Annotated in this window: 11 protein-coding genes and 2 pseudogenes; 4 read left to right on the top strand and 9 right to left on the bottom strand. The window is 34.8% G+C overall.

Annotated elements, in window-relative coordinates:
- Positions 1-54 precede the first annotated feature (54 nt).
- Positions 55-846: pseudogene (locus tag ACP6PM_RS07470) on the bottom strand (IS66 family transposase); the annotation flags it as partial.
- Positions 847-865: 19 nt separating this feature from the next.
- On the opposite strand from ACP6PM_RS07470, the gene ACP6PM_RS07465 reads away from it, so the two are divergent.
- On the top strand, positions 866-1,009 hold the full coding sequence (locus ACP6PM_RS07465) for a hypothetical protein (RefSeq protein ID WP_426583266.1): 144 nt from the start codon (positions 866-868) through the stop codon (positions 1,007-1,009).
- A gap of 204 nt (positions 1,010-1,213) precedes the next feature.
- On the opposite strand, the gene ACP6PM_RS07460 is transcribed toward ACP6PM_RS07465, so the two are convergent.
- Genes ACP6PM_RS07460 through ACP6PM_RS07450 form a run of 3 tightly spaced genes read right to left on the bottom strand, consistent with a single transcriptional unit; the run spans position 1,214 to position 2,353 of the window.
- Positions 1,214-1,522 (bottom strand): ISAs1 family transposase, encoded by a 309-nt coding sequence (locus ACP6PM_RS07460; RefSeq protein WP_426583265.1) that lies wholly within the window; start codon positions 1,520-1,522, stop codon positions 1,214-1,216.
- A gap of 20 nt (positions 1,523-1,542) precedes the next feature.
- Entirely contained in the window at positions 1,543-2,073 is a 531-nt protein-coding gene (locus tag ACP6PM_RS07455; protein ID WP_426583263.1) for an ISAs1 family transposase, read from the bottom strand.
- Positions 2,039-2,353: an ISAs1 family transposase gene (locus tag ACP6PM_RS07450; protein ID WP_426583261.1), complete on the bottom strand. Its 315-nt coding sequence runs from the start codon at positions 2,351-2,353 to the stop codon at positions 2,039-2,041. The genes ACP6PM_RS07455 and ACP6PM_RS07450 overlap by 35 nt, the downstream gene beginning before the upstream one ends.
- A 612-nt stretch (positions 2,354-2,965) precedes the next feature.
- Between ACP6PM_RS07450 and ACP6PM_RS07445 the strand changes: the two genes are divergently transcribed.
- Entirely contained in the window at positions 2,966-4,006 is a 1,041-nt protein-coding gene (locus ACP6PM_RS07445) for a glycoside hydrolase family 10-like protein (protein WP_426583259.1), read from the top strand.
- Between the two features lie 798 nt (positions 4,007-4,804).
- Here the strand turns inward: ACP6PM_RS07445 and ACP6PM_RS07440 are convergent.
- Positions 4,805-6,173 (bottom strand): annotated as a pseudogene (locus tag ACP6PM_RS07440) (IS4 family transposase).
- 427 nt (positions 6,174-6,600) lie between these two features.
- On the opposite strand from ACP6PM_RS07440, the gene ACP6PM_RS07435 reads away from it, so the two are divergent.
- The gene (locus tag ACP6PM_RS07435; RefSeq protein ID WP_426583258.1) at positions 6,601-6,945 is read left to right on the top strand and encodes a hypothetical protein; all 345 of its coding nucleotides are present in this window, start codon (positions 6,601-6,603) and stop codon (positions 6,943-6,945) included.
- A gap of 222 nt (positions 6,946-7,167) precedes the next feature.
- Entirely contained in the window at positions 7,168-7,602 is a 435-nt protein-coding gene (locus ACP6PM_RS07430) for a hypothetical protein (RefSeq protein ID WP_426583256.1), read from the top strand.
- Between the two features lie 488 nt (positions 7,603-8,090).
- On the opposite strand, the gene ACP6PM_RS07425 is transcribed toward ACP6PM_RS07430, so the two are convergent.
- From ACP6PM_RS07425 to msrP, 4 genes are all read right to left on the bottom strand, one after another.
- Positions 8,091-9,311 (bottom strand): glycosyltransferase, encoded by a 1,221-nt coding sequence (locus tag ACP6PM_RS07425; RefSeq protein ID WP_426583254.1) that lies wholly within the window; start codon positions 9,309-9,311, stop codon positions 8,091-8,093.
- A 481-nt stretch (positions 9,312-9,792) separates the two neighbouring features.
- Positions 9,793-11,037: a glycosyltransferase family protein gene (locus ACP6PM_RS07420; protein WP_426583252.1), complete on the bottom strand. Its 1,245-nt coding sequence runs from the start codon at positions 11,035-11,037 to the stop codon at positions 9,793-9,795.
- A gap of 609 nt (positions 11,038-11,646) precedes the next feature.
- Positions 11,647-11,841 carry a heavy-metal-associated domain-containing protein gene (locus tag ACP6PM_RS07415; RefSeq protein ID WP_426583250.1) on the bottom strand — a complete coding sequence of 65 codons (195 nt, stop codon included), beginning with the start codon at positions 11,839-11,841 and terminating at the stop codon, positions 11,647-11,649.
- A gap of 179 nt (positions 11,842-12,020) precedes the next feature.
- Complete coding sequence (gene msrP / locus ACP6PM_RS07410) at positions 12,021-13,007, bottom strand: protein-methionine-sulfoxide reductase catalytic subunit MsrP (protein WP_426583248.1); 987 nt, start codon at positions 13,005-13,007, stop codon at positions 12,021-12,023.
- Between the last annotated feature and the right edge of the window lie 448 nt (positions 13,008-13,455).

Here is a 13,455-nt window from a genome sequence, read left to right as displayed (position 1 = left end):
GGCATAGATGGACAACAGTAACTTTTACTCTTCTATCATTACATATTGAGCACTAACTTGATTTGTAAATACCCACAGCCATTCTTTCACCCCTTTGACTGGCCATGGAGTCTCATCTATATGAATTGATGGTTGTTCTGTTTTGAGCCATTTTGACAATTCTTCTACATGAGGTTTGATTGCCTGCTCCAACCGTTGATTGGTATTGACTAAACTCCCTAACCCAATTTTGATCTTCCCCAATTCCCATAACATTTCTTGTTGTTTTTCATAGGGTAAATGTCCATAGTTACCTAACCATCCCAGAAAGGCTTGTAATTTTACCCCCAAATCTTGTCCTGGTATCATATCTGTAGACCAAGAAGCTGATGTTACTGCTCCACATCTGTGACATTGACAATGGTAGCGATGGTACTCTACTACCTCAATGGGTTTGGAGACCAGTTGTGCTACTTGTTGAGTTTCTACTACTACAGGTTGATCTAAAAATTCTGTTTGACCACAATTATTACAGCTATATGGTTCCAATATTTCGATTCTGTCTATTTTGCTAAACCCTTGACGAGTTTTTCCCTGATGTCCTGGTTGTCCTCCTGGAAGCCTCTTTTTTTCCTCAGAACTTGGAGCATCTTCAGATTTTGGAGCTTTTTCTGACTTTCGTAGTAGGTCAGTTGATGGTGGTTTTGAGGATGTATTACTATCTAAATCAATTGCTAGTTTTAATTTTTCTATTTGTTGAGTGAGGTTCTCAATGATTTTCTGTTGAGCCAGTATTATCTTTACCAGTTCTTCTGTTGACAACTGGTTAAGGCTTTCTGGAGTTAGGGGTGGCTGTGACTGACTCATACCTTGATTTTACCCTAGTTTGATTTTTTGTCAAGCTCTCAAGCAGATTTCAGAAGTTACAGACTTTGAGCCATCAAGCGATCGCTCTCGCCTGAATCCTTACGATATACAAGGTTATTATTTAACTTTTATTGTCTATATTACTGTCTGCAATCACTTTTAAACAATTAAACTAAAATAAATAATTTTCCTGCTATTTGACAGTAGAATAAAATTCGGTAGTCCTGCATAGTAATGGTGAAGATGTATATTTTTTTTAATTTCTTCCCACACTCCCCACACTTTCCACACTTTCTCTACCATTACTATGCACCACCACCTAAAATTCTATTACCAGATATTTTTACTTATTTACATTCAGAATTTATTATGAGCTGAATAAAATTTTTAGGAGGTAATCATTGTTCCATCCGGCTCTTTTTCGTTTATTTTTTATTCCGGTTTTTACAGTTTTTTCGCTTGTTAATAAATTCAATGCTATTTGTCTAATTACTGCCAAATTTTCGGGAGAATTATCTGTTCTAATTCTAGAATCATCCTCTTGAAATTGAACATCTAATACCCAATTTAATTGATTTTCAATCCCCCAATGACCACGAATAGCTTCAGCTAAAAGTTCGGCATTATTCGTGCTTACTACTAATATAATATCTTCGTTCACAAGTAATTTTTCCATCTTTTTCAGACCGAAAATAATCAACTTGCGCCAATTGATTTGAGATTTTTCCATTCCCCAAATGGATCTACTTGTTCAGCAATATTACTCACCATATAATAGTATCGACATTCCTGACGACCATGAGCTAATTCTGGTTTGCAATAATCACTTTTTCGGCTTTCTTTTTCTTCATTTTTATATAATTTATTCAGCAATTTTTCTACCCTTTGATAAAAATAACCTTGATTTTTTTTCAACGTAATTACATAGTCAGCCTGTTGTTCTGTAATTTGTTTAACAATTTCTTTTTGGCATCCCATAGCATCAATAGTAACTAGACAACCACAGAGGGATAAAACTTTGAGAAGTTTAGGAATGGCAGTAATTTCGTTTGATTTGTCATCTACTTTAAAAAGCCCTAAAACTAGGCGATTTGCTGTAGCCCAAGCACTTACCATGTGAATGGGTTTTTGAGTTTTTTTCTGGTCATAAGAACCTCTCAGAGTTTTACCATCAATTGCTATTATTTCGCCATCAGTTATTTGACTTACCGACTGAATCCATGACAAAAAACATTGCTGTAATTGTTCTGGGTCGTGCGCGTGCAAAAACTCGGGCAAATGTATCATGAGATGGAATGCCATTAGGAAGTTCTAAAAAACTTTTTAGCCATTCATATTTAGACTCACCATAAGCTTCTATATCCACCCATGTATCCGCGCTACAAATCACAGCACAAATCGTAATTATAATAATATCAATTAATTTATGACGTTTAGTTCTATCTACCCTCGGGTCTTCTAGTTTACTAAAATACTCATAAATACTCTTTTTGAGCTGGAGCTTCATTTTTGAAAATTTCTATTATTACTAGAATAATTATCCAATACGGAAACTCTAATATTTAGTTTTAATTAGTTTTTTTTTAGTATTAATTATGAAATTTATTTGATAGTTTTGACGGTTGAAAGTTTGGGTGTTTTTTGATGGTGATTTGAGAAGCGATAGACTTCCAGTCCGCTTCGCGATCGCATATTCTATTTTCAAATTGTAATTTTGGTCATTTGTCAAAAAAATTAGATGCGTTTTCCCTGGCACTTCTCACTACTCTCTTTCCATGTATTATACGGTGAGAGAGGGACTATCAAGCCAAGTATTACACGGGGAGAGAGGGACTAACCATCCTGAAAAATTGGGTCTTTTCTCCTCTCTCAAATATTAAGTAATATTTCGCCAACAGTATCCCATTCTTTGTTCAAAGTGGTATAAGAGGGTCTTAACTGTTAACTTTTGTATTTAAGACTGTGTATTTTAATTATAAAGTATCTAGGCTAAAATTAAATTATTAAATTTTTATTAATAAAATTAGCTTTTGCGATCGAATAATATCCAATTCGTTTGCAGAGCATGACAAACGGAAAAGTTTTTTCAGAGCAAAATAATCAATAATCTTAGATAATTATGGAATTACGGGGTATCTGGCTGACAAATGTTGATAGTAAAATTCTCCATTCTAGAGACAAAATTGCTTCAGCAATGGGTTTTCTTGTAGAAACGGGGTTTAACGTTGTATTTCCTGTGGTTTGGAATAAAGCATTTACTCTCTACCCTAGTCAACTGATGCGAAAAACTTTTGGTCGAGAGATAGACCCCCTATACAAAGGTCGCGATCCCCTAGCAGAAGTCATCACAGAAGCAAAGCGAGTGGGTTTGAAAGTTATTCCTTGGTTTGAATATGGGTTTGTCAGTTCCTACCAACAAAATGGAGGGTTGCTTCTGAGCAAAAAACCGGAATGGAGAGCTACTGACTGTAGAGGGAATTTATTGGTGAAAAATGGTTTTGAGTGGATGAATGCTTTGGATGAAGAGGTACAGAATTTTTTGCTGGATCTGGTCTTGGAAGTTGCGATCAATTATGACATTGATGGTATTCAGGGAGATGACCGAATGCCAGCATTTCCCTCAGAAGGTGGTTATGATCCGAAAACTATAGCGCGTTATCGTCAGCAGTTTTCTTGTCATCCTCCCCAAAATCATAAACATCAAAAGTGGTTGCAATGGCGAGCGGATATTCTGACAGATTTTTTGGCTCGTTTATACGGAGAAGTCAAAGCAGTTAAACCTAATATTTTGGTTTCAATGGCTCCCAGTTTTTATAAGTGGAGTTTCAATGAATATTTACAAGACTATCCCAGTTGGATAAACCGAGAAATTGTCGATCTTATTCATCCTCAACTTTATCGTCGTGACTTTTCTAGTTACAAAACTATTGCGCAACAGTTAGTAAAGCAACAGTTGACTGGAAGTCAGTTGAGCAAAGTATTTCCAGGAATTTTAATCAAAGTAGGCTCTTATCGTATTACTGTGGATTATTTGTTGGAGGCGATCGCCTATAACCGCTCTGTAGGTATTAATGGAGAGGTGTTATTTTTCTATGAAGGTTTGCGAGAGAATGATGATGAGTTGGCTAAAGCATTGAGAAATGGTGTTTATAGCCATTAAAACAGTTCATTTGGTAATTGGTATAACTCCTGTATAGCTTTTCTGCCTTATTATCACTCGGTGAGTTTATACTATCAAATACTCCTGGTGGGAATTGTTAGAGATATTGAGAATAATTTGGATGATTATAGTCAACTTTTATTAAAAGAAAGACCTAACCATTTAGCGCCCTTTCCTGCGAGGGAAGGGGGGGATTTTTCTCAAGATTAAATACTGTATTTGACTCACAAATAATATTATGTTCGGTTGAATACTTATAATTAGGCTTTTTATTTGGCTTGAGCAACTGATATAGAATCCGGGTAATTAGTTATCCTATAACAAAGAAAGTCATGCATTTAAAAGTTATGCATTTAAAAGTAATAAAAATAAGATTATACCGAGTCAGGTCTGTCTTAATAGTGAGTAGCAAATGCGATAACTGTATAACTGGATTTCATATGATACAGATTTAGCGGGCTAAAGCCCAACTACAAACTAATACTTTTTTATAACTCATTATCCGAACATAATATAAATCACTAATTTCCCCCTTCCCTTTTAGGGCTATGCTTTACCCATAAGTCTTGAAAGGGTTGTGCTGCAATAAAAATAAATACTCGGGCTATAATTTTGAGTAATTTTCATAACGGAAGAAGAATTTAGGCGATCGTAGAACTATTATGAGGCAATCTACCTAGATGCCACAGATGGTCGGAAAAATTTTGAAGCTCTTTTATCACTCAACCTAACCTGAAGTAGAAACACCGAACCCAGGGTAATCTCCGATTTTCTCTTAGTTCCCCTCTTGAACTGGAGTTAAAAGCATTTGTGTATGGTTGCCAACTGCCAAGTTGCTGCCATATCACTCAATCGACGTAGCCCCTGCCAAATCACCTTAACACAAGAGTAAAGCATCATGTTTTCGAGCTAGAAATCCCCCTAGTTGAGCAATCCATTGTACTGCAATGGATAAACTAGGAGGTTTTTCTGGGAGCGTGGTAGTAGCATTTATGCTACAGTAAAGTACCTGCCATACATGAATTGGCAAAACTAGATCGCAGGGGACATCAGGATTCGCTCTGGCTTCATAAGTCAGCCACAGGAGTCGCCAAGCAACTATGCTATAAGTTGCCAGGGCTTTTTCCAATCGTGCTGCTGTTTCTAATTGTAGTTTTTCCAGATTGCAACCACTCTTGAGTACATAATGATAACGCTCAATTAACCAACGACGGCTGTACCATTGTACACATTCAATTGCCTCTGACAATGAAGTGACTGCTACTGTAGTCAGCAGCAACCAATGTATAGGAGGCACTCCTTCTGGGGGATTTTCTTCCCAGGCTTTAACTACGTTGAGTTTGACATCTGGTAACTCTCTACGTTGAGGATGATGCTTTGGTGGTTGCAGTATTAAACTGTTAAAACATAAGCTCAGATTAGCTGTTCGTGTCGGACGCTCTACACATCTATTGATTTCAACTTGTAGATAGCCCGCCCTAACAGTTTCCGCCATGGCGGAAAATAGATATCCTGCCTCCTGTTTGAGTTTTCGGTTTTGAGCTGCTCGAATTAATAACTCTGAATTTCTTTGACGCTCTTGAACAAATAGTTCATAAATATCTGCTTCTGTGTCAGCAACTGTAATCACTGTTGTTTGTTGATCGATGCCTAATTCTGTTGCCGTCAATGAACTCAGCCACTTCTGGCTCTCTTTTTGCCAAATACTTCGTTTTCGGTCTTTTGGTTTACCAAATTCCTCCTGATTTCTCGCCCACACCTGTTGATTAAATAATCCTAATGGTACTCCTGTTGTAGTTGCTCCTAATACTGAATGGACTTTTAATCCCTGAGTGTAAGGTTGACTTGAAGTTGGTCCTAAGCCTTTCGTTTTACGATGATTAGTAAAGTCTAAATCTGTTGTATCTTGAATCGCCAGCACTATTTTATTGTCTCTGGCTCTTTGGAAGGCTTGTTGGTGGTGAGAGGCTCTAATATCTTCTGCATCAATACGATCGCAATCCCCAAAATTATAGGTAGCTTTGGTACTAGCCCAATCCCCACTGGCTTCTGGTACACTTGCCCCTGGACGGGCGGATAAATTTTCTACGATCGCCCTGAAACGTTTGTTAAGACGTGCATCTCCCAAATCAGCATTACCTAGTTCTTCTTCAACCCACGATCGCATAGTTACCTCCACAACCTTACTTCTGAAATTATACCATTTTTTTATTTTTCACCCCAAGCTCTTCTCAATACAAATTTGATACCTGTAAAATGGTCCAATATTTTTGTTTAATAGTCCATACTCACACCATCATCTCCTTCTTTGCTACTGTCCTTAAAAACCTGCAGCACAACCCTTTCAAGACTTATGGGTAAAGCATAGCCTTAGAAAGGGGGGTACTAGAGTAAATATTTTTCGGTTTTATCTTCCTATAATTAATGTAGGGGTTTGGTCTCCAAACCCATAGCAAAAATTCTCAGTTTCTCCTACTAATTCCTGCTTCTATAGTTAGCTCAAAAAAATTATTACACTCATTTTTTTGAAAATTCTATAACTGCCCCCCTTACAAGGGGGGGGGATATATAAATTTCACTAATCCTAAAAAATCATGGAAAACAAAATAACTATCTACCTCAACTCCGGCAACTTTGAACAAGGCTTTAATTCCATGTTTTTGATTGAGAGGTTGGAGCGTAGTTGGTTGGATAATACCAAGATTTATAAGTGTATTGTTGGTTTATTTAATAGCATTTTAATGGGAGTTATGTTCGGGGTTATTGCAAGTGCTATGATATTTTTTTCTAATGGTAGACTAAAGGATATAACATGGGCACAAACTACTATAATTACGCAAATAGTGATGCAGTTTTTACTACCATTTTTATCTGATGAAAAGAATGAAAAATTTTTCTGGAAAATTAATCCCAACTTAGAAGTAATCAAATTTTCTTAGAAAAAATTTCGAGAATCTTTCCAAGACAACATTTTAATTTATTTCTCTTATAAAAATCCACTTTTTGGCGATAAAAAAACAATATTAGATTTCCTGTTTTTGTATGCGTTCTTTGCAATATTAGTATCACTAATATTGTGGAGGTTATTACCTACTAATAACATCAGATTTTCTTTATTAGTATTCACTTTACTTCCAATACCAGTTTGTATTTTTCTACCGATGATATTAGGCATTAGCACTGCTTTACCTAAAAGCTTTCAAGGAGGAGAATTTAACAATAAAACATATCCCAATGAAGGAACTTGGCGAATTTTACTAAATGGAGTATTTTTTACAGTAATGATACTTCCAATTACAGCTATTTTGCTTCTGTTTTCAAAATCAATCAACTCTGGAGTAACCAGGGAAATAGTTTCTTTTGTAGCTATAATGTTACCATATATAATATTATTGGGTTTTACAGGTTCTGTTATCGAACACTTAATCCTTCGCACCACCTTTTTCCTCACAAAAAAAGCCCCTTGGAATTACGCCCGCTTCCTCAACTATTCCACTGAAAAAATGTTACTTCAACGGGTTGGAGGCGGTTATCGATTTATTCATAGATTACTCGAGGAACGTTTAGCATGGCAATACACTAATCAGCAAAAATAGCAGTTCGTAGGTTGGATTGAGGAACGAAACCCAACATTTATAGCAAATAATTATGACTTACGTAGAAACCGGCTTATCATACAAAATTTCCTGATTTGAATAACAATAATTAGAACAATAAACGGGATTTATTGTTCTAGTCCGTAAGTCGTGATTAATTAATAATTCTGGCAATATTTTCCTATTTTAAAGCCTCAAAAAGTCAAATTTTCTGTAATAGACATCTCCGAAAAATATATATACTTTTTGTAAAAGTAGGTAACAGGGAAAAGGGAAGGGATTTTTAGTAAAAATGTACATAAAATGATTTTATCAGGAAATTTTACCGAAAAATTTTGGTTTAAAGCCTCCCCTTGGATAGGGGATAATAAATAAAAATTTTCATGATTAGTCAATCCTATCCGTTTTCAAGGAGAAGTAATTATTCATTATTCATTATTCATTATTAATTATTGAAAACTCTAGCTTATGGTAAATAAAGGACAAGTTTATTTTCTGGAGATGTCTAATAATACTTGTTTGAACTTTTGTTTTGGCAAAACTTGCTGATAAACTTTTGCCCAATTTTCTTTTTCCACAGCAGGAGCAAGTTGTTTTAGAACTTTTTTCCTGGCAGCTTTTCCTAATTCTTGTCGTAACTGGGGCGATCGCTCTAACTTACGCAAAGCTACAGCTATTTCTTCACTCGAACCTGGGTTAACAACTAAACCATCTACACCATCTGTCAAAATTTCACCAATGGCATCAACATTAGATCCTACTATAGCTCGACTAGCTAACATTGCTTCTAACATGGCATTAGGGCAACCATCATTCAGAGAAGGAATCATAAAAACGTCCATATGAGGTAAATATGCCATTGCCTCAGCACGACCCAACATTCCTGTAACAATGATGCGGTTAGTAATGCCAGTATTCTTAAATTCTTCTTGCCAATATTCTTGTTCCTTCGCTACAAAATCACCTACTAATAGTAATGTTAATTCAACATTTTCTGCTGTGAGTTGAACACAAGCATCTAGCAGATATTCTAATCCTTTTTTATCCCGGAACCTACCTACCGAACCAATAACCATTCCCCGTAAATTTTTTACCAGTTCTGGAGTGGCAAAATTATCAAAATATACTGGTTGAATTGAATTCCAAAAAACTGACGATTTTGCTTCTATATTAGATACCAAAACTTTAGCACGTTTGAATAAATCTTCACTAACAAAAGTTAACCAAGATGCCTTCTCTAAAGTCCAACATAATTGAGCGTGTTGTTGGGGGTCAAAAATATGTTTATGGAGGTCGCTACCACGAATACTATTAATTATAGGCAAGTTATTTTCCAGAGCTAATAATGTTGTTAAAAAACCTGTTTCTTTAATAAAAAAGGAATGAAGTAAGTCAAAATTAAACTGTTGATGAAGGCGTTTGAGTTGAAAATATATTTCACTCCGATAATTCATAATCATTACACTAGGTGAATAAGGTTCTGTTGTCCGAATTGCTGCCTTTAAACGATGTACTAAAATGCCATCTTGTTCTATTGTTTTACGATGAGCGCGTTGGATACTTTTCCTTTTTTTATTGAAATGAAAAACAGCTACATGAACTTCATAATCTAACTCTAATAACATTCGAGCAATCCGGTAAACTGACTCACCTACTCCACCAACATCAGGTGGAAATTCTAAAGTAGTTAAACAAACTTTCTTTTTCATAATTTGTGATTAAACTAAGGAAGATATCATTTTAGTTATCAGTTAGCCTCCTGCGGAGGAACTGCGTTAACAGTATCTCTGGCTAAACCCAAAGCCTTGAAATAATGAACTTTATTCTTTTCATCCCCTTAAAATTGGAGTTTATACCTCATTTTTTGGGTGCATCTCAATTTTGAATAAAGCCAAAAATTTTTGGCTTTTAGGGAACACTTAATTGGGAACAGTGAACAGAGAATATATAGGAAAAAAGTATTTTTGCAAATATGAGATGCACCCATTTTTTTGTCATTTCAGTTATCAGTATCTCTGGCTGAACCCAAAGGCTTGAAATAATCAAGTTTATTCTTTTCATCCTCTTAAAAGGGGAGGATTTAAACCTCATTTAATTGAAATGACTAATACCAAATTGTTTAATTTTTGTTGTAATTTATTTGAATTATAAATGTTTAACAAAATTCTAGATAAACTATCAGAATAAAAGCTATTTTTGAGCTGTTACTAACGGTTGTGTATCCGGATAATTATAAGCAACATAACTATAATCAGCAGATGTTTCTCCATAGAATAACTTATAAATAAAGTCAACAATTCGAGGTAGTGCATCTAAATCTAAATTAAAAAAATTAGGTTGATTTTTAGCTGCATTATTTAGTTTTTCTACAACTGCTGCCATCAAATTTTCTGGATTTAATAAGTCTGGATGAATTGCCTTAAGTAAACCTACTTTCTCCAGAGATTCAGCACGAATTAACTGCTCTTTAACTGGCTGAGTTCTTGGTACAATAACTGCTGGTTTGTCAAAAGAAAAAATTTCACAAACCGTATTATATCCACCCATAGCAACAATCGTATCAGCAGCATTCATATAGCTTGTTAATTCATCAGTAAACTCAATAATTTTCAGACGAGAATATTGTTTTGCTTTTCGATGGAGTGCTTGTTGCTTTTCCTGTGGCATTTCTGGACCACAAATAATTAAACTCCTAATTTTATGTTGTTTTGGTAAATGCTCTAATCCTGAAATATACTTGTCAATTAAATGATAACCATCGGCACCACCCCCTGGAGTTACTAATACAAATTGTTGGTCAGGATTAAGATGTAATTCTTTTCGTACTTCGTACCTACTTTTTCCCTCTGCTCTGCGACGAATATAACCACAATGTTTGACTTTTCCTGAAATTGTAGCAGGGAATTTATATTCTTTGGTAATGTCAAATAATTCCTGCATACCAACTACCCAAACTTGGTCATAAAAGAGTTCAATTCCTTCATAATATCTCTTGGTTTTCCATTCTGAAATTGTTTTTTCAGGAGTATCAAGTATATCTCTGAGTAATAGTACGACTTTAGGAGAGTAATCAGAATTTTTAATTTTCTCTAGGGTATCTCTCAATTCTTCTTGCAAACCATAAGGTTTCTTATCTACTAAAATAATATCGGGTTTGAAATTTATTGTGGTTACCTTAATTAATTCAGAACGCAGTTTAAGCGCTTCTTCTTTTTCTATTTCCAGATATTTAACTGCGAGTTCGCCAAATTCATTTCTAGCAATACAAGGAAGCTTAATGTAATCAAGTCCTTTTGGCATCCGAAAACTATGCACTACTGGCGAACTACATACAAGCAATATTGATAGTTTAGAAATTTCCTCTAGTAAATATCGGCAAATTGTTAGCATTCTGCGTAAGTTTCCCAAACCATAAGTATCATGGGAGTAAACCATTATTTTCATCGATACTTACCTCATTTTTTTTGTTGAACGTTGAATGCTTAGTAAATAATAGGAAAAATGGGGAAAAAGGAGTAAATATTGAAAAATTGAAAAAAAGGGAAAAATAATAGAGATAGCTGTCTCAAATGAATTGAGGCAGCTATTTTTAAACACCTTTGATCGAGATGCACCTTTTTATAGCATTCTTTTTTCAACATGGTATAATATAGGTAAAAGTTTAATACAAACTCTGTACAAAAATATTTTTTGATCGCAGCACTTACCCAACAATACTAAATTGTATAGCACTACAAATTTAGGTTAGGACATTACTAAACGGTGTCTGCGGAGCATTTAGGCACCGAAAACTTTAGTCATAAATTATTTTTAACTTTTGAATTTTGACTTTTTTAGGTTAGGACATTACTAAACGGTGTCTGCGGAGCATTTAGGCATCGAAAACTTTAGTCATAAATTATTTTTAATTTTTGAATTTTGACTTTTGACTTTTGACTTCTAAGTTCCTGTTCCCAACTTTTATAGAAAATCTCATAAAATATCCAGGGAGTCTATCTAAGTGAAGTCCCCCTGGTTATTTGTTTAGTTAGAGAAAGATTTTTTCTATTCAACTGTATGTCCAGAAGCAGTAATTACTTCTTTAATGGACTCTTCAGATGCTTTGGTTTCTACTGTAACAATCTTTTGCTCCACATCCACTTGGACATCAGCTTCAGATTCGAGATTTTTGATTGCTTTAGTAATAGTATCTGCACATCCACTACAAGCAATAGATGGAACTTTTAATTGCATTGTCATATTAAGAATTAGTAAGTTTACTACAAATTTTTAATCAGTATAACAGGAGTTATCAATTTCAGGAATCAGGATTAATAATTAAATTTCACCAACCTAATTTTTTCCCTCCGTTTTGCCACAAACCAAGTTTCTCAACTAGGGCTTTTTCCTAATACTAATTACCTTTTTTTGATTCAGCTTTAACTATAAAGATTAGCAACATATTCTCCATAACCATTGTAAAGTAAAGTCGGACGTTTTTCCCAAGACCAACTAGCACCTTCACTGAGTATTCTTTCAGTTGCTTGTGACCATCGAGGATGGGGAACTTCTGGATTAACATTTGCTTCAAAACCATATTCATTAGGAATCAAAGTATTCCAAAATGTTGCAGGTTTTTTTTCTACAAACTCAATTTTTACTATTGATTTTGCTCCCTTAAAACCATACTTCCAAGGAATAACTTCTCTCAAAGGCGCACCATTTTGTTTTGGCAATGATTTACCATACATTCCCATAGCAAAAAAAGCTAATTCGTTAGCCATTTCATCTATTCGTAAACCTTCTCTATACGGCCAAGGATAACCACCCGCCCAAAAACCAGGACCTTTAGTAATTTCTGGGTCATAAAAAGATGTAAAACTAACATATTTAGCCTTTGATGTTGGTTCTACATCAGCCATTAATAACTTCATGGGAAAACCAATCCAAGGTACTACCATTGCCCATGCTTCAACACACCGAAACCGATATACTCTTTCTTCTAGAGGAAACTTTTTCTGTAGTTCGTCTATGTCATAAATACGAGGATTTTTGACTAAACCTGTAACTTCAACTTTCCAATTTTCAGTTGGTAAAGCTTGAGCATTTTCCCAAATAGATTTATTACCGCCAAATTCATAGAAATTGTTATATTTTGTCGCTAAAGCTTCGTCAGTTATTGGTCGCTCAACTTGAGCAAAGTTGGAATTAGGTGTAAATTTACCAATAGTTGGTAAAGTTGCTGCTCCAGAAATTAGAGATATTTTTGAGTTCCCAGCACAACTTGTAAGAGTAGATAAAGCAGTAGCACTCAACCCAGCACCTATTAAATTTTTCATAAACCGACGGCGGTTTAAATAAACCTTTTCAGGAGTAATTTCTTTTTCAGGAATTTCCCAAGACTTTTTGATCCGGATGAGTGGCATAATTAATTGTTAGTTACTATGAGCTTAAACTGGAATATCGAAAAATTGTTACTTTTCATCCTAGTTTATAATACAATCCTATTTTATTTGTTTATAAAAATCTTACCGCTTTTAGGGAACAGGGAACAGGGAATAGGGAACAGGTGGGAGTTTCGCTTTTTTTTATCTACTTTTTGATTATCCGCAACCTATTTAGGATTGCTATATAAAGTTTATCTCTCTTGATAAAATGATAAATATTTAAGCATAGACTAAATTATAGCACAATAGACATCTCCAACAATAAAAAATTAAATCTATTCTTATGGATAAATCATCAATTATTTCTCCCTGTTCCCAGTTAAGTGTTCCCTGTTCCCTCTTTTCTGGAGATGTCTAATAAATATTTTACAATGTCCTGTGAAATACCTGTAGAATTTGGTTGGGAATTAAGCAAAACTTAACTACA

Source organism: Dapis brunnea BLCC-M229 (assembly GCF_050015995.1).
Lineage (GTDB): Bacteria > Cyanobacteriota > Cyanobacteriia > Cyanobacteriales > Microcoleaceae > Trichodesmium.
This window is presented reverse-complemented; position numbering and strand designations above follow the sequence as displayed.